Origin of the sequence: Thalassotalea ponticola (assembly GCF_041379045.1) — a bacterium.
Lineage (GTDB): Bacteria > Pseudomonadota > Gammaproteobacteria > Enterobacterales > Alteromonadaceae > Thalassotalea_A > Thalassotalea_A ponticola.
In genome coordinates this window covers 1405266-1422833 of the sequence record NZ_CP166871.1, presented here as the reverse complement: position 1 = coordinate 1422833, position 17568 = coordinate 1405266, and the positions used below count along the sequence as shown (strand labels likewise).

Sequence of the window (17568 nt, the reverse complement as noted above, 5' to 3'; positions counted from 1 at the left end):
TACCCGCTTACATACGTTGAGCGCATCATCTTATACCCAAACAGTGAACAATCAGCGACCAAAGAAACGAAAAGAGTAGCGAATAAAGTTGCTGATAAAGTTACTAGTAAAGTAGCTAGGCGGCAGATGATGCGTTTACGTTTAAGCTAAGCTAAACAGCATAAACGCCACGTGACAGTGTGGCGTTTGTTTTGGTTAACTTGGTAATGACCGCTGCCGACTTTGTTTTAAAGTGAAGGCGCAATTAAATTTCTTTACAGCCCCACTCTGGGTAGTTTTTACGAATAAGCGCATTGAGCTCTTGTTCTGCAATGGTGTATTCGCGTACCACTTTGACATCGCCATTGGTAGCTACTTGGGTATGGGTGATCATACCCGCTCCCACAGTAATGTTGGTTAGACGGTCAATAACAACAAATGAGCCGGTACCGGGCACTTTGTCGTAGGTATCGATTACCACAGGGCCGTTGGTAATAACATTACACGATGCAATTTCATTGAGCTTCACTTCATCTTCATCGCTGTGCTCTAGAGTGTTCACGTCAATGCGATAATTGATGTTATCAATGCGACCATAAATGTTTTTACTGGCTAGTTTTAGTTCGTACTCTTTGCCTGGTTGCAGTGCCGCTTCACTCATCCACACAATGGTTGCTGTAAAGTGATCAGATACCGTGGCCAGCTTGTTTGAGCGCACAATGACATCACCACGAGAAATATCAATTTCATCGTTTAAGGTTAAGGTAATCGCTTGGCCTACCGTTGCCGATTGTAATTCGCCATCGGCGGTAACAATGGCTTTAACCGTTGAGGTTTTGCCAGATGGTAAGGCGGTGATCACATCACCCACGTTAATCACACCGCCAGCAACCGTGCCGCAAAACCCGCGAAAATCTAGGTTAGGACGGGTTACGTATTGCACCGGCAGGCGAAAATCACTGCGGTTTTTATGATCGGTAACCTTCACCGTTTCAAGTAAAGTAATAAGCGTGGCACCTGGATACCAGTCCATCGCGTCTGAGCGATTAACCACGTTATCGCCATTTAATGCCGAAATAGGTACAAAGCGCACATCAGGTATATTTAACGACGAAACAAACGCTCGATAATCATCTTTTATTTTGCGGTACTCTTCTTGTGAGTAGCCCACCAAATCCATTTTGTTTACGGCAACAATAATGTGCTTGATGCCCAATAGGGATGCAATGTAGGTATGGCGTTTGGTTTGGGTTTGTACGCCGTAGCGCGCATCAATCATTACAATAGCCAAGTCACAGTTAGACGCACCGGTGGCCATATTACGGGTATATTGCTCGTGGCCTGGGCAGTCGGCAATAATAAACTTGCGCTTTTCGGTGGCAAAATAACGATACGCTACATCAATGGTAATGCCCTGCTCTCGCTCTGATTGCAAGCCATCAACTAATAGCGCTAAATCAAACTCACCATCAGTGGTGTTAAATTTTTTCGAGTCTTTTTTGATCGCTTCCATGTGATCTTCAAAAATCAATTTTGAGTCATGCAACAAACGACCAATTAACGTTGATTTACCGTCATCCACATTACCGCAAGTTAAAAAACGCAACATGTCTTTGTTTTCATGTACGCGCAGATATTCTTCAATATCGTTTTCTAATAATTCTTGTTCTGTATTCATTATTGTTTTCCCACTTTCAAACAGAGCGAATTCGGTTTCTAAGCCCTGTTAACATGGCATCTATCTCATTAGCCAAGCTAAGCCAACGATTACCCAAATCACGTTCTATATAATCTATTTCAATACCAATAATGATTTGCGTTTTAAGCTCAGCACACGAGCCTTTCGCAATAGCCAGAAAATGAGCTTTTTCTTTAACCGATTCTCTCGCCATACCTTCGGCAATATTACTGGGTATCGATAGCCCTGAACGAGTTATTTGATCTTTAAAACCAAAATCGTTAGAACATTTAAAATGCTTAAAAAGTGCAGCAGATAGTTGAACAGACTGTTTCCATACAATGAGCTTCTCATAATTCATAACAACTCCCTTTGTTAATTCAGAATTATAAGCCTAGCGCAAATTTCGCTATTCACCGCTTTTTTGCTCTTCTTACCTCTTATAGCTTGCAGCTTTTACTCTTCTTATCGCTAACAGCTTTTCACTCTTTCTTACAGCTTACCTCTTAAAGCTTGTAGCTTATTTTTAACCTTCAGTTAAAAATAACCCTCCATCTTCTTCTTCTCCATCGAAGCACTCGAGTCTTTATCAATCACTCGACCTTGGCGCTCTGACGTTTTGGTAAGCAGCATCTCTTGAATAATTTCTGGCACCGTGGTCGCGTTTGATTCTACCGCGCCCGTTAAGGGATAACAGCCTAACGTTCTAAAGCGCACCATTTTCATCTGTGGTGTTTCGCCTTCTTCAAGTGGTAGGCGATCATCATCTACCATAATCAAGGTGCCATCACGATGTACTACCGGGCGCTCTGCCGCCAAATACAATGCTGGTAATTCAATGTTTTCAAGGTAAATGTATTGCCAAATATCAAGCTCTGTCCAGTTCGATAACGGAAACACGCGAATGCTTTCGCCTTTGTTGACTTTGCCGTTATAGGTATTCCACAGCTCCGGGCGTTGGTTTTTGGGATCCCAACGATGATTCTTATCGCGAAACGAATATACCCGCTCTTTGGCACGCGATTTTTCTTCATCACGGCGCGCACCACCAAATGCCGCATCAAACTGATGTTTATTAAGCGCTTGTTTTAAGGCTTGGGTTTTCATGATATCGGTGTGTACGGCGCTACCGTGGTCAAAGGGGTTAATACCCGCTTCAACCCCTTCTTGGTTAATATGCACAATTAAATCCAAACCAAACTTTTTAGCAATGCTATCGCGATAGGCAATCATCTCTTTAAATTTAAAGGTGGTATCAATGTGCATTAATGGAAATGGCGGTTTGGCCGGATAAAAGGCTTTTAAGGCAAGGTGCAACATTACTGCCGAGTCTTTACCTACTGAGTACAACATAACCGGATTATCAAACTCAGCAGCGACTTCTCGAATAATATGAATAGATTCAGCTTCTAGCTGCTTTAGGTGTGTTAAGTTCATGGTATTTGTTCTTATTAACGACCAATTAAAAACGTTTAACGTAAAGTTTACATTAATGTAGTTTAGCATGGCTTTTAGGCATGAACACATTGAAGTTAAGAAGTTTATTGAATTAAGGTATGCTATGGCACCTGTTCGGCTACCTGAACAACACGGTCCTGCATAGAAATATTTGTCACTTCGACCATAGTATTGTCACTTTTTTAGATACTCACTACTTGGTGGGTCAGTGCGATATTTAATGTCTAGAACGCAAAGAAGCCGGTACAAAACCGGCTTCTTCTATCAAAACCCAAGAAAATAAGTATCATTGAACTGAACTAACTAGATTACTTTTTGGTACAGTACTGCTATAACCCGCTAGTTAAGTTAATACACAACAAATCATTGGCAAATCAGTCAATAGACATCATAATCTCTGGAAACACCTCTTGTGACATAAAGTACTCGGCAGACTTTTTAGACCCTAAAAGTGAAATATGCGCTCTATCAAGGCTATACGGAACAGATATACCGTTTACGTCAAAAGTATTATCATCATTAAAAAGATAATCACGGTATAGAAACTTAACATTGGAATATTCTTTAGCCAATATTGCTAATTCATGATTTGCCTGCGCCGTTAAAGTATCATTAGTCAGTACATTTTGTAGTTCAAATCCCACTTTAGCATAGACATCGACCCAAAATAGTTTTAAAGGATTTTGTTTATAACTTATCGGTGCAGCCATAATAATTATATTAATATCCATTTCCGCTGCTTTCTTTGCGACAGCTTTAAAATCATCTAACTGATTTTGTTCTAATGCCCCCCCCCAAGCACCGGCAAATATGATATTTTTATACTTATGCATGTTCTCGTGTAAATACTTTCTATTCAGCAAGCATTGTTGATATGAATGAGAAGATATCGGACCAGTGTAGTTATTAGAAAACGATGCGATACACCAATTGGTTGATATAGACTGAAATGACTCTTGCCTAAACTTAAAAATTTCGTCCCAAAATGGCTCATTATGACCTGCATAAGAGTCACCAAACAATAAAGTGGATACTATTGGAGTATCGCTACTCTTGTCTGCGCCTAAATAACAATCAGTTCCAATATTTTCACTTATTGAATTGCCAGTATTATGAAAAGAATAAAAGCAATACCCATTATCTCTCATAGGCATTACTAGGTGTGGTTTTAAAGCCTCTAATGCAGGTTCTAGTTGGTACCTCTCTTTTAATCCTTCAAATGCAAAAACGGTCACGCCGATAAGCCCAGTTAATAATGCAAAATAACCAGGTTTAAATTTTGTTATCTGCCTTAGGTTACAAAAGTCCTTCCTAAACTTAAACCTTTCAATATATTTGAAACTTAAATAACCTAATAAAACAGACATAAACAAGCCAACATAAACATAATCTTCTCCCACGGCAAAATAGTAGAATGGGACAACTAAAGGCCAATGCCATAGATATATGGAATAAGACCATTTACCTATATTTTGTATAACAAAATTATTATTGATCCGGCTACTTACTTGATTTGCTTGAATTACAAGAAAAGTCCCTAATACAGGTATCAGCGCAAGGTATCCAGGCCACATGTCATTCTTAGATATAAATACATACGATAAAAATATTAAAGCTAGCCCGATATAAGAAAGATATTTTCCAATCTCGTTTCGAAGTTTTATCGGGTAAATAAATGCCACTCCACCAATCATCATTTCCCAAGCCCTCGTTGGAAGTAAGAAATACGATGCACTTGGCCATTTATAAGTTGCAAAAATACTGAAAATAAAACTAAAAATTGTGGCACCAACTATAACTTTTTTTATAGTTGACAGTGATAGTAACTTTTTCAAAGCTACCAAAATCAAAGGGTATATTATATAAAACTGCCACTCCACTGATAAAGACCAAGTGTGTAATAACCACTTTTCATGCGAAGCGGCATCAAAATACCCAGACTCTCTCCAATACACGATATTGGACAAGAATGTAATACTACTCGCGATATGCTTTCCTAAAGTGGCAAAGTCATTTGGAGTTAAGTAAAAAAAACCGAATAGCGATAACAATAAGCACATGAAAGCTAAAGGAGGTATAATTCTATTTGCTCTTGCAACATAAAACTCTAAAATTGAAAAATTGTTCTTCTCTATTCCTGTTATTATTATTCCTGTCATCAAAAAACCAGAAATAACAAAGAAGACATCAACCCCAGCAAATCCCCCTGGGAGCCAACTTTCATTAAAATGGAACAAAACAACTGCAATTACAGCAAAAGCTCTTAGTGCGTTAATATCTAGTCTAAATAGCATTAGTCTTTACCAAATAAATCCCTTGTATATACCTTATCCGCAACATCAGTTAGCTCGTCTTGCATGCGATTAGATACAATCACATCTGACATCACTTTAAATGCTTCAAAGTCGCGAATCACTCGTGAGTGGTAAAACTCATCTTCTTCAAGAACAGGCTCAAACACCACCACCTCAATACCCTTAGCTTTGATGCGTTTCATCACGCCCTGGATAGACGATGCCCTAAAATTATCTGAGCCCGATTTCATAACCAAACGATAAATACCTACCACTTTGGGCTCGCGGGCGATAACTGAGTCTGCAATAAAATCTTTACGAGTACGGTTCGCATCAACAATCGCCGCGATCATGTTATTTGGTACGTCTTGGTAGTTCGCCAATAACTGCTTGGTATCTTTTGGTAAGCAATAACCACCGTAGCCAAAAGACGGATTATTATAATGAGCGCCAATCCGCGGATCTAAGCAAATCCCTTCGATAATATACTTAGTATCTAAGTCATGTACTTCTGCATACGAATCCAGTTCATTAAAGTACGCCACACGCATCGCCAAATAGGTATTTGAAAACAGCTTAACCGCTTCAGCTTCCGTTGATCTAATAAACAACACGTCAATATCTGATTTTTGCGCACCTTGTACCAATAAGTTTGCAAATATGCGTGCTCGTTCAGAGTTTTCACCTATAATGATGCGCGATGGATGTAAGTTATCGTATAACGCTTGACCTTCACGCAAAAACTCTGGTGAGAAAATCACCCCCTCACAACCTAGCTGTTCACGAATACGGCGAGTATAGCCAACGGGTACGGTAGACTTAATCACCATACATGCCGATGGGTTAATCACCATTACATCTCTGATAACCGCCTCTACGGTAGATGTATTAAAGTAATTGGTTACAGGGTCATAATCTGTTGGTGTTGCGATAACAACGTAATCAGCACCTGAATAAGCCGATTCTTTATCAAGCGTCGCACGAAAGTTTAAATCGTCACGCTGTAAAAATTCGGATATCTCACTATCTACAATAGGAGAAACTCTATCATTCAACGACTCTACTTTTTCCGGAACAATATCAACCGCAACTACTTCATTATGCTGCGCTAGTAACATTGCATTTGAAAGGCCAACATAACCTGTGCCGGCAATAGCAATTTTCATAATCTAAACCTACTGTTCAGCTTGCTGAAATACTGCTGCAATGACGTTTGTTGTTCGTTGCATCTCGTCTTCGGTAAGAGTTGGATGCACCAAAAACATTAAACTAGTTTCACCAAGCTCTTTTGCTACCGGCAAAGACTCGGATGGTCTAAAATCGGTATCATCGAAAGCTTTTTCTAAATACACTTCAGAGCATGAGCCCTGCATACACGGTACGCCTTGTGCGTTAATCTCACTGACAATGCGGTCGCGATCCCAGCCGTCGACTAACAGTTCAGGACGCACGAAAACATAATATTTGTATTGCGCATGTTCAACGTACTCTGGCACTGCCGGCACACGAATACAGTCAAACTCAGCGCAAACTGATGCGATCATAGCAGCGTATTTATTACGAGTTGCGAACCATTCTGGCATACGTGTTAATTGGATACGACCAATCGCCGATTGCATTTCAGTTAAGCGCCAGTTGGTACCGAAAGATTCATGTAACCAGCGAAACCCTGGTGCATGGTCACGTTCATAAACCGCTTCATATGATTTACCGTGATCTTTATAAGCCCACATTTTGCGCCATAATGTTTCATCATTACAGGTAACCATGCCGCCTTCACCACCAGTCGTCATGATTTTATCTTGGCAAAATGACCAACAACCAATGTGCCCAATAGAGCCAACCGAACGACCTTTGTATTTTGCGCCATGTGCTTGTGCACAATCTTCAATCACAAAAATGTTACGAGACTCTGCGAGTGCCATCAGTTCATCCATTTCACACGGAAGACCCGCTAAGTGCACCGCGATAATGCCACGAGTCTTTTCTGTCATCACAGCAGATACCGTTTCTGCTGTTATATTCTGCGAATTGGCATCGACATCAGCAAACACTGGGCGTGCCCCAGCAGTAACAATACTCGACGCAGACGCTAAAAACGTTCGAGAAGTAACGATAACTTCATCTTTTTCACTGCCACCGTTCCGAGCACCAATACCAAGAGCAACCAGAGCTAAATCAAGGGCTAACGTACCGTTACCAACAGCGATCGCATATTTACTGTCACTAAACGCAGCGAATTCTTTTTCGAACTCGCGACCTTCTTGCCCAGTCCAGTAATTGACTTTGTTTGATAGAAGAACTTCAGATACTTTATTGGCTTCCTCTTCAGTAAATGAAGGCCAAGGAGAAAATTTAGTGTTTAACATACTTATTTTTAAATTCTTAGATTAGCAAATGAGGCTAACCAAACATCAGCCGCATCTTGATAGTTATCTGTTAGTGGATGTACTCTTGATGACGAGTTTAATAAGCCAATAGATGCCCAACCTAACGCTTTAGGTGCAATGAAATCTTTCTTGGGGTTGTCAGCAACGTATACGATTTTTGCATTAGGTTCGAAAGACGAAATACTAACGAAGGACTTTAGTTCTGGTTTACTTGCCCCCACCTCTTCCGAGATATAGATTTGTTTAAAATATTTCGCTAATCCCAGAGAAGCAATTTTTAATCGTTGAGTAATACTTCGGCCATCCGTTATCAAATACGTTGGTATATTGAGCTGTTCAAGCCCCTCCAATGTTTCTTTCACCGTGTCATGCAATGATATTTCTGGTCGATGATAACGATAAGCTGCTATCAAATGTTCTTTTACACACTGAGGAAGCCTAAATTTTTTAATTATGTAATCAAAGGTATCTTTTTTACCGATAAAATAGCAATTAAGAAATTCCGCTTCGGCATTGATTCCATATGTATCTAATAACAACTGCGACACATGTTTGTATCCAGACAACACATAGTCTTTTTCAGAATATAATGTATCGTCTAAATCGAATACGACAACATCGTATGTTGATAGCTTAACCATGTCGGACAAGCACTTCTGCATCGTATCGAAGCATGACTAAATTATCTTCCCAATCATCAAAGTAATCTATCGTTTCGTCTAAAAATACTTCTCTAACTAAAAGCTCAGGGTACCTAGCACCTGACGCGTTACTTAGTGGAAAGCCGCCACCGAATCTAGGGTTAATTTCTATCCCGAACATTTGATCTGATGTCTTCGATTTAAACACCTGCAATGTCAAACAGCCAAACGCTCCTTTAATTTTAGACATCGGTGCTTTTATTAAATTAACTAACGACTTATTTGTTTTGCCTTTACTTATTTCGCCACCGCGAACTTCTATCCTCTGTCTTGGGACAATGCACTTCAATTGACCATCACGAGCATAATAAATATCAATAGTAAATTCATCGAACTCTTCACTTGAGACAATTTCCATAAACATCATCTCATCAATATTTATATCCCAACTTTCTAACTCTTCTCGGTTATTCAAAATTCGAATGTTCTGGCTTAAACTCCCTGCTATCGGTTTCGAAAAACAAGGAAACGAGATTTCAAAATTTGAGTATGTTTTAGGTACATCAATGCCGATTGATGTAAACAAATCATGTGTCAACCGTTTATCTCTGCAAGGCTTAACTAAGCTTAAATCAGAGACAACTACCGTTATCCCTAACTTTAAAAATTCGGATTTTTCCTTTGCAAGTTTTAATAATTCGGTATCGATTGTTGGAACTACTAGTTTGACTGACTGTTCTAGACAAAGTTTTTTTAGCTCTGATAGATACTTCTCTGAGCTAACATGTGGTAGCGTGAAACTATTTTCTAACACATTACAGGCAGCGGACATTGCAGGATTCATGTCTGCTCCATACACATCAGCTGAAATATTTAAATGATTTACAGCGCTTTGAAACGCCTTTACTAAAGACACTCGACGACCAGCAGATAAAATTAATATATTATTCAACATTACTTCGGATTTTTCTCTTATTATTGATTGCAAAAATTTTAATTAACATAAATAACGTTACAGGGTGACTAAATAACAGAGTTGCGACTTTATATTTGAGACCAGGGTAGTCAGAATTAGGAAAACAATAAATCGGGTAAACCCCTTTTTTATCAAGATCATTAACCATCGCTTTTACTTCATTGAACTTCAAATCAAATTTAGTCAATCTTGATAAATAAAAGAAAACATACGAATCTCGTCGATTCATTAGCCTTCTAGCAGTCGCTAGTTCTCCTAATTTTTCTAACTCACTTACTTTTTGATTAAAATAATCAATAGCATATAAAAATCCATCTTGTAATCGACATAAATGTTGAGGGTTATGACTCGTAGTTATGCTGTTCGGATTCTGATAATAGGCATATATAGCTGTCGGTGTATACGACACTCTTTCGCATTTACTTAATGTCTCTGTAGTAAATGGTCCATCCTCGCACATTTTTCCTCGTGCGAAATAAATATCATTTTCTGTTAGTACTTTTTTTCTAACCAAGTAGGCGCACGCACCGTTATTATAGTTATTTTCTGCGATAAACTTTAATCCATGAACTATTGGGCTCATAGAGCGCAAAGAATTTACTTTAGGAATAGAATTTCCGCTTGTTCGCAACATATCGAACCCTAAGAAATCAAGTTTTTTTTCTATTGCTTCTGTTAGCAGTAAATTTAACGCTCCAATAGCAAGAAAATCATCGGAATCAATAAAATATACATATTCACCACGACTATGTTGCAAACCAATATTGCGGGCGTTACTAAGCCCTGCATTTTCGATACAGATCAGTCGGAAATTTACAAAAAGGTTTGAGTGCTCTAGAGCGATATCTTTACTATTATCCGTGCTACCATCATTAACGCATATCACTTCATACTCAGAATTATTTAGTCCTTGCTCAGATATTGATACAAGACACCTTGCTAAATAATCTTCTACATTGTAGACCGGAACAACTATGGTCAATTTCATTTTTAATCTTCCTCTCCACGAAACGGCGGCATGGTTACATGATCTTCCGCTGAAACCCCTTCTTTTATGAATACCTTTTTAACTGTTAACAAAAGTATTTTAATATCAAGCCAAAAGCTTTGATGCTCCACGTACCAAACGTCCAATTTAAATTTATCGCTCCAAGAAAGGGAGTTTCGTCCATTGACTTGAGCCCAGCCAGTAATACCTGGTCGCACTTCATGACGACGGGCTTGCTCCTTATTGTATAAAGGCAAATATTCTACCAATAAAGGGCGAGGCCCCACCAGACTCATATCTCCCTTTAATACATTCCAAAGGCCTGGCAATTCATCAAGACTAGTTGAACGAAGCACCTGCCCAAAGCGTGTTAAACGCTGCTCATCTGACAATGGAATGCCAGTTTCATCAAAAGCATCCAACATACTTCTAAACTTAAACATATTGAACACCTTCCCATGTAGGCCTGGACGGGGTTGTTTAAACAGGATTGGAGAACCTAACTTAACTCGCACGAGAAGCGCTGTTATTAGCATTACTGGTGAAAACAGCATCAATGCGATTAACGCAACTGAAAAATCAAATAATCTTTTCATTTATTTTTACACTTGAATTTTATTTAGATAGGGAATTGAGTTGATGTTGATAAAAGTGCAACATATTTTGCCAATGCAAATTTTGTTCGAATTTCAGTTCAATGTTTTCACGAGCATTAGCTCCAAGTGAGGTTAAGCTAACAGACTCCATGGATTCCATCATTGCATTTTTCAACGATTTGACATCCTTGGCAGATATAACCCAACCATTGTAGCCCCCCACAATGATCTCATTACACCCGTTAATATCAGTTACAATACAAGGAAGCCCCATCGCACCAGCTTGCAATGGCGTATTCGGAAAGCCTTCTCGATAGCTTGGTAACACTAAAACGTCACTAATTGCTAACGCCGGACGTATATCGTTTTGCCAGCCCAAGTTATGAATGCGAGGGTGGCTATCAATTACGAGAGCAATATCATCTGTAATAGGTATTCGTTTATCAGTTTCTCCAACTAACACTAAATGAGCTTTTTCAGGTAGTTGCTTGAAGGACGAAATTAGCTCTGCAATCCCTTTATCTTGTGTAAAGCGACCTACAAAGCAAAATACAAATGCGCTATCCGGAAGCGCTAACGTATTACGCAATTTACTATCGAGGTTTTCAGAAGATATCGCCTCTTTTGAGAAAAAATGGGTATCGACGCCTGCAATATTACCATTACCAATGACTTCGAGCTTTTTCTTGGTAACACGATAATCAATCAAATCTTGTCTAACGCCACTTCCTTCAGGAACTACAGTCGTAGCACAAGCGCATATTAAGCGATCTATCCAGATTAATATTTTTTTCTTAATCCCTGTCGCCGTAGGAAACATTAACCCTGTAAAAGTATGAATACGAACAGGAACTCGGCAGACAAAACTTGCTAACATAGCAACCAAACCAGCTTTAGGAGTATAAGAGTGAACAACTACAGGTTTAATTCGCCTTAGCTGTTTAATCATCGCTATTATCGATGATAAATCTTTAAAAGGGCTTATACCTCTAGTCATCGGTACCGCGTATGTCGTGACATTTTCATGATTTGATACGTCATCCAATTCAATGGATGGACTAGAAATCAGTGTCACATCATAATGCTGGTCAAGGTATTTAGGTTGATTTCGCAAAATTCCTTTTAATGTAATAGGAACGGTTGTAACAATTACAAGCTTTTTCGATTTTTTATCCATGATTACTTTGCTAATTTCAATATTGCATTTATTTCTTGCTCTAAGGCTTTTACCGCTGATTTTTCAACCATGTTTCTTTTGCGAAGTAATATTGTATCGACAAAGGGCACGCTCACAACAAGGGACTTGATCAAGCACTTAAAAATAAATCTAAATTTTATGTAAAATGAAAAATCATCATAAAACTGCTCAAGCAAAAGTCGAACTTGATTTATATATGATAAACGCAAAAGCTCAGGCCTTATGCTATTACTTTCTTCATAGAAATATAAATAATCTGGTAGGAAGCCTATATTTAAGTCATTATTCTTTTGTGCGGTTAGCCATAAATTATAATCTTCAATGCGACTGTATGTTTCATTGTATTTATTTCTTTTAGCCCAAGAAGTTTTTGCTAATAGTGATGCATGAATCGGAGATTTGTATCCAAACAGCAAACTTTCAAGATTAAGTTCCTTATCTTCCCCTTCCGTTTCTGGACCTCTTAGTCCTAACACCTTACAAGACCTATCTATTGAACATAACCCAGTGGTGACAAGATCAAGATGAGGATTTTTTTTTAAAAAGTTTACTTGACGCTCGACTCTATTTAGCGCCATTAAATCATCAGCGTCCATCCTCGCTAAATACTTCCCTGACGCCAAATCAATAATCTGGTTTAATCGATAATTCAAGCCTAGATTGATACCATCGCTTATTACCGAAACTCGGCTATCAGATATCCCCAACGCTAACTCTAGTGAGCCATCGGTGGAACCATCATTAACCAATAAGATTTCTAAATTTTCATAAGTTTGATGCAATACTGAGTTTATTGCATGAATAAAAAAAGGCCCTGGATTGTAAAATGGAATTGCCACAGTAACTAGCATAAAACACCGATTAATACAGAAAAGTGAAATGAAATAAAAATAAAGTTATTAATAATAAAGCCACAACTTGGTTCTGTCGCTTGATAAATACTCTCTTTACTAGAGGGTATGAAATCACAAGACCATATAAAAACCAAGAAAGGTATGCGAATCGATTTGAAAAAGGAACTCTAATAACCAATAACCAAAATGCATTAGCAGTTAAATATATACAAACTATTTCATTATAAAGAGGATCATAAAATCTACGTTTAAATATAAAATAATACGCCAACAATATGGGCAAAATTGAAAAAGCAAGAAAGTCCACTCTGAAACCAATTTTGCCAGAGGCTTCAGAGTACGAGCTAGCCAATGCGTAGTCGTTAAACTTATCGTTGAATACCCCCAAGGATGACAACCATGGTCCTATAGAGGGGATGGCAGCAGAAACAAGCAAACAAAATAGCCAACCAAACAAATAGCTAGGCACTCTTTTATAAAACTTAAAAAACAATGTAGCTGTGGCTGGTAGTGCTAAAGAGGAGTGAATAGTAATAGACAGTAAAATTAGTCCCCACTTACCCCACCTTTTCTGGGATAGGCCTAACAAAAAGATAGATGTAGCTAATCCATTACGCATTCCATTAGTGGCATAACTGAAAAAAAATGCACTTAATACAATAAAGAAAAAAGGAACGGCCCAACTTTTATCGAAAAATCTTCTACACGCAAGGAATACACAAAAAGTATAAATAAAGCACGTAATGAAGAAAAAACCATCTAGCGATGTAAACGAAGATAAAAACTTCATATATGCAAAAAAAGCGGGTTCAATAGATGCGATATCACCGCCATTTTCTACTGTTTCGAATAAATGAGCATAAGTTATCATATCAACAAAATATCGACCACTAAGTGGACGAAAACCGATATAAATCATAAAAAACAGTACAAAGCAGGCACCTACAATCCTTACACTTTTTAAAGACATTGTGTTCGTGTTGTTATGCTGACAGATAATCAAGCTAACAGAGGCTAATGATAAAAACAAAAAACACAAATATATAGGGATATAGATGTTTAAAGGGATAAAATCGAGCAATTTTTGAGACTCTATTGAAAAATACTATAAAGCTTATCTAACTCTTCACTATTAGAGTAATTCTGTTTTTGGCAATAGTTCGAATACTTAAGTCCAATATTTTTATTCTGATAAAACTGAATAACACTTTGAGCGATAGATTCAACATTTTGTTCACATATTTCACCATCTATGCCGTGAGTTAGCTGGCTAGATGATGTAGGATAATTTGTTATAAGAATGGGTTTAGCGAGTATTTTTGCCTCGGCTATAGTTACGGCTTTCCCTTCGTATCGGGATGGTTGCACGTAAAGGTCGGCATTATTCATATAAGGATATGGATTTATTTTACTTCCTAATAATATGAAATCATTATTCAACTTGTACTCATTAATTAAAGTTTCAATATTCTCCCTTTCACCGCCCTCTCCAATGATATACCACCGTATTTTATCGTATCCCATGTTACGTATAAGACGCAATGCTTCAACGGCTTTATCAAATGCCTTTTGCTCACACAACCGACCAGTGCTAACGATATTAAAATAGTCAGGTTTCAGCTCTGGTGTTTCACCTTTTTGCGCCATATCCCTAATAAAGTTAGGACTGGTAATATTTTCAACCATTACTAATTTATCTTTTAATTCAGGATAAGTTTCAATAAAAGCTATGGAGCAAGCATCAGAAATACTAATGATATAATCGAATTTTTTCCATATTGCTAAGTCCTTTTCTACGTCAACGTCAATGGTTGAGTAATCTGTATGAATCCAAGCAATCTTAACTCTCGCATCTACGTTGAATGCGGTAAAATGGTGTGGCCATAGGTAACTAATTGCAACATCGTATTCAGCGTTTAATGAATCTATGTTTGTAATACTTTTTTCCCAAATTTTCTGAGCCTGATAGTATCCTGAGTCTTTAGATCGACTCAATACTCGATACCGTAAAGAAGAAACTTTTGCAAACAATCTCTTTATTGCAAGAATTGGGTAGCCTCGTCTAAATACATTTACTATAGACATTCTAAAAGTCTTACAGGTCTCAAGCTCTTTTAACAAATTGACTTTATCAGATAACAAGTCAAGTAAAGGCCCTGAATGTGAATGGAGATGAAGATCAACATCATAATTATCATGATCGAAATTATTCAACATAGAGATTAAGCTACGCTCAACGCCACCGATCTCCATATCGTAGTTTGTAATTAGTATTTTTTTCTTCACTTGGCTACAACTTCTCTAATAAACTTAACCATTTTTCCACCAAATATTTTGACGATGCTCAATTTGATAGCATGAATAAATTTGGATTTGCCCCCTACCCAGCTATTTCCAAAGTGATGCACCGTAGCTGTTTTACCAGTCCGATTATCAATAAAATTCACATAATCGTAAGGTGAAAAATACTCCTGCTCCAAAATTAAGATCGTTTCATTATTAAATCTAAGCTCTTGTTGCTTGTTTTCTTTTAGAAGCCCTATAGCTATTAGCTTGTTGGTTAGTACTTCAACGTTTGTGGTCATATCTAATGTACTAGCAAAAAGTTTGAACTCTCTGCTATGATAACTCTCCATAAATTCTTTAATGAAGATAGATTTGGGTTTTGCAGCCATTGTGCTTGTTGCGACAAAATTAAACTCTTCTAGCCCCAAAGTGACATCTGCTTGTTGGGTTAAATCTGAAAAGTCTTTACAAATCTCTACGTCCGTATCTAAGTATATTCCACCGTGACAATATAAAGCATACAAGCGAGCGTAATCACTAACAAAAGCGTATTTTTTAGCGGCATAAGCTTGCGCCGTGTATTTACAAATATTTACATCAAAATTTGTCTCGTTCCATTCTTTAATTTCGTACTCAGGAAGTACGGATTTCCAGTTTTCGATGAACTTTAAAACAGAGGCTGGTTTGGGGTTATTACCAAACCAGCAATAATGAATGATTTTAGGTATTGAGTGCACGTGTTTTATAACCTTGATTGATTATTAGTTTTTCAATGAATATGACCAGGTAAGAAAAACCCAAAGATATTGTTAAAAGCGAGAAGAATATGATAATAAGATCACTAGTAATGTATACAACGTAGCTTAATTCATCAAAATTCAAGTAAACAAACATATGTATAAGTCAAATATTAGCTGAGTGTACTACGAGGTAGCCAAATAGCTTTATCTCAGTCGTTTCTTGCTTAGTCATAAAAGTTTATTATAAGATTTTCTGATTAAAACAAAGGTGCGATATATAGGAAATAGTACCTTGTGGAACCCTCTAGAAAAAAGGGCTATGTATAAAAATGCACTTCGACCTAATATTTTTTTATCAAAATTGTAATTGTTGAGTATTTCATTTTTCAGCGTGTTTAGTGATAAAGAATCTTTCTTATCGATAATCATCGAAAGCTGACTGTGTATCATAGACTTGTGATACTGTTTGGGAAGCGTGTTATTCAAAAAGAGAATAGTCGCTGCGGGATTCGCCTTACTACTCATATTAACGCCTGTTGAAAGCGTATAAGTTAGACCTATATAGTCAGATTGACAAACAGGAAACTGTCTCTCAAACCGTAGCAAAAAGTCCCAATCTTGATGTTTCTCTAATGTTTCATCAAACATGCATTGAAGCAACGCAGATCTCTTTGCAACTATCGAAGACGTAACCGCTACACCATTATTGAAAATAAACTTAGCGATGTCTCCATCAAAAGCGGGCTGCGGATAAGGTTGAATTATTTCACCTTTAGAAAATTGCACTTTAGAGAAACATAGAGAAGCATTCTTATGGTTAAGTGCACTTATGCTCTCTATTAAATGTTTGGGTTCATGAACATCGTCTGCATCTAAAAAAGCTACATAATCGTATTTAGCATGCCCTATGCCAATATTCCTTGAAACATTAGCATTACCTTTTTGCAAATTCTGAATGAGGCGAATTGGATAATTAGAATAGCTCTTTAACACACTTTCTAACTTATGTATGTCTTGAGAACAATCGTCAACAACTACTATCTCAACATTAACAGAGTGTTGTTTGAGAATTGAATCTATAGCTGCACTGATACACTCATGACTATTGTAAGTCGTGATTATGACCGAACAAGATGGTGGCTTTCGTTTATTACTCAAAATAAATTAACTTCCTACTCAAAACATCTAGACTACAAGACAATATGCACCGTACTCACCAATTACTTTTTATTCAAAGAGTCACTATGCTAGTGATTAAATTAAGCTACAATATTTACGTAAATGGTTAAAGAAAACACAAGAAAGGTGCTTATCGATACCAGTTCATTTAAACTTGCAATGACATAACACAAAAATAGGCTAGGGGTTGACGCCATTAATGTAAGCGGTAGTGTGGCCAATAAACGTGTAAAATGTGTTATAAAATTTGCGCTACATAAAGGTACAATCTGAATAACTTGAAGAGTTACACTAGCAGATGATAATTTTTA

Annotated in this window: 16 protein-coding genes; all 16 read right to left on the bottom strand. The window is 37.6% G+C overall.

Translation table 11 applies throughout. The annotated features are described in order from the left end of the window. Nucleotides 1-244: 244 nt before the first annotated feature. Nucleotides 245-1657, bottom strand: a complete 1413-nt coding sequence (gene cysN / locus ACAY30_RS06130; RefSeq protein ID WP_290251523.1) for a sulfate adenylyltransferase subunit CysN — start codon at nt 1655-1657, stop codon at nt 245-247. A gap of 16 nt (nt 1658-1673) precedes the next feature. Next, nucleotides 1674-2018, bottom strand: a complete 345-nt coding sequence (locus ACAY30_RS06125) for a four helix bundle protein (protein ID WP_290251522.1) — start codon at nt 2016-2018, stop codon at nt 1674-1676. A 176-nt stretch (nt 2019-2194) separates the two neighbouring features. Beyond that, the gene (cysD, locus tag ACAY30_RS06120; RefSeq protein WP_371190191.1) at nt 2195-3094 is read right to left on the bottom strand and encodes a sulfate adenylyltransferase subunit CysD; all 900 of its coding nucleotides are present in this window, start codon (nt 3092-3094) and stop codon (nt 2195-2197) included. A gap of 395 nt (nt 3095-3489) precedes the next feature. After that, on the bottom strand, nt 3490-5409 hold the full coding sequence (locus ACAY30_RS06115; RefSeq protein WP_290251521.1) for an acyltransferase family protein: 1920 nt from the start codon (nt 5407-5409) through the stop codon (nt 3490-3492). Next, entirely contained in the window at nt 5409-6575 is a 1167-nt protein-coding gene (locus tag ACAY30_RS06110; protein ID WP_290251520.1) for a nucleotide sugar dehydrogenase, read from the bottom strand. The genes ACAY30_RS06115 and ACAY30_RS06110 overlap by 1 nt, the downstream gene beginning before the upstream one ends. Nucleotides 6576-6584: 9 nt before the next feature. Then, entirely contained in the window at nt 6585-7778 is a 1194-nt protein-coding gene (locus ACAY30_RS06105) for a DegT/DnrJ/EryC1/StrS aminotransferase family protein (RefSeq protein ID WP_290251519.1), read from the bottom strand. An 8-nt stretch (nt 7779-7786) separates the two neighbouring features. Beyond that, the gene (locus ACAY30_RS06100) at nt 7787-8440 is read right to left on the bottom strand and encodes an HAD family hydrolase (RefSeq protein ID WP_290251518.1); all 654 of its coding nucleotides are present in this window, start codon (nt 8438-8440) and stop codon (nt 7787-7789) included. After that, nucleotides 8433-9395, bottom strand: coding sequence for an ATP-grasp domain-containing protein (locus ACAY30_RS06095; RefSeq protein WP_290251517.1), 963 nt, complete (start codon nt 9393-9395; stop codon nt 8433-8435). Before ACAY30_RS06095 ends, ACAY30_RS06100 begins: the two co-directional genes overlap by 8 nt. Further along, entirely contained in the window at nt 9385-10404 is a 1020-nt protein-coding gene (locus ACAY30_RS06090; RefSeq protein ID WP_290251516.1) for a glycosyltransferase, read from the bottom strand. Before ACAY30_RS06090 ends, ACAY30_RS06095 begins: the two co-directional genes overlap by 11 nt. A 2-nt stretch (nt 10405-10406) precedes the next feature. Continuing rightward, entirely contained in the window at nt 10407-11000 is a 594-nt protein-coding gene (locus ACAY30_RS06085) for a sugar transferase (protein WP_290251515.1), read from the bottom strand. A gap of 19 nt (nt 11001-11019) precedes the next feature. Then, nucleotides 11020-12177 (bottom strand): glycosyltransferase family 4 protein, encoded by a 1158-nt coding sequence (locus ACAY30_RS06080; protein WP_290251514.1) that lies wholly within the window; start codon nt 12175-12177, stop codon nt 11020-11022. Nucleotides 12178-12179: 2 nt separating this feature from the next. Further along, the gene (locus ACAY30_RS06075; protein WP_290251513.1) at nt 12180-13037 is read right to left on the bottom strand and encodes a glycosyltransferase family A protein; all 858 of its coding nucleotides are present in this window, start codon (nt 13035-13037) and stop codon (nt 12180-12182) included. 22 nt (nt 13038-13059) lie between these two features. Further along, entirely contained in the window at nt 13060-14022 is a 963-nt protein-coding gene (locus tag ACAY30_RS06070; protein ID WP_290251512.1) for an EpsG family protein, read from the bottom strand. A 122-nt stretch (nt 14023-14144) separates the two neighbouring features. Next, nucleotides 14145-15338, bottom strand: a complete 1194-nt coding sequence (locus tag ACAY30_RS06065) for a glycosyltransferase (RefSeq protein WP_290251511.1) — start codon at nt 15336-15338, stop codon at nt 14145-14147. Continuing rightward, on the bottom strand, nt 15335-16075 hold the full coding sequence (locus ACAY30_RS06060) for a glycosyltransferase family 32 protein (RefSeq protein WP_290251510.1): 741 nt from the start codon (nt 16073-16075) through the stop codon (nt 15335-15337). The genes ACAY30_RS06065 and ACAY30_RS06060 overlap by 4 nt, the downstream gene beginning before the upstream one ends. Before the next feature lie 231 nt (nt 16076-16306). Beyond that, on the bottom strand, nt 16307-17236 hold the full coding sequence (locus tag ACAY30_RS06055; RefSeq protein WP_290251509.1) for a glycosyltransferase: 930 nt from the start codon (nt 17234-17236) through the stop codon (nt 16307-16309). Between the last annotated feature and the right edge of the window lie 332 nt (nt 17237-17568).

Coding starts and splice junctions, on each gene's coding strand:
- cysN (WP_290251523.1), bottom strand. CDS start 1,657: ATGAATACAGAACAAGAATTATTAGAAAACGATATTGAAGAATATCTG.
- ACAY30_RS06125 (WP_290251522.1), bottom strand. CDS start 2,018: ATGAATTATGAGAAGCTCATTGTATGGAAACAGTCTGTTCAACTATCT.
- cysD (WP_371190191.1), bottom strand. CDS start 3,094: ATGAACTTAACACACCTAAAGCAGCTAGAAGCTGAATCTATTCATATT.
- ACAY30_RS06115 (WP_290251521.1), bottom strand. CDS start 5,409: ATGCTATTTAGACTAGATATTAACGCACTAAGAGCTTTTGCTGTAATT.
- ACAY30_RS06110 (WP_290251520.1), bottom strand. CDS start 6,575: ATGAAAATTGCTATTGCCGGCACAGGTTATGTTGGCCTTTCAAATGCA.
- ACAY30_RS06105 (WP_290251519.1), bottom strand. CDS start 7,778: ATGTTAAACACTAAATTTTCTCCTTGGCCTTCATTTACTGAAGAGGAA.
- ACAY30_RS06100 (WP_290251518.1), bottom strand. CDS start 8,440: ATGGTTAAGCTATCAACATACGATGTTGTCGTATTCGATTTAGACGAT.
- ACAY30_RS06095 (WP_290251517.1), bottom strand. CDS start 9,395: ATGTTGAATAATATATTAATTTTATCTGCTGGTCGTCGAGTGTCTTTA.
- ACAY30_RS06090 (WP_290251516.1), bottom strand. CDS start 10,404: ATGAAATTGACCATAGTTGTTCCGGTCTACAATGTAGAAGATTATTTA.
- ACAY30_RS06085 (WP_290251515.1), bottom strand. CDS start 11,000: ATGAAAAGATTATTTGATTTTTCAGTTGCGTTAATCGCATTGATGCTG.
- ACAY30_RS06080 (WP_290251514.1), bottom strand. CDS start 12,177: ATGGATAAAAAATCGAAAAAGCTTGTAATTGTTACAACCGTTCCTATT.
- ACAY30_RS06070 (WP_290251512.1), bottom strand. CDS start 14,022: ATGTCTTTAAAAAGTGTAAGGATTGTAGGTGCCTGCTTTGTACTGTTT.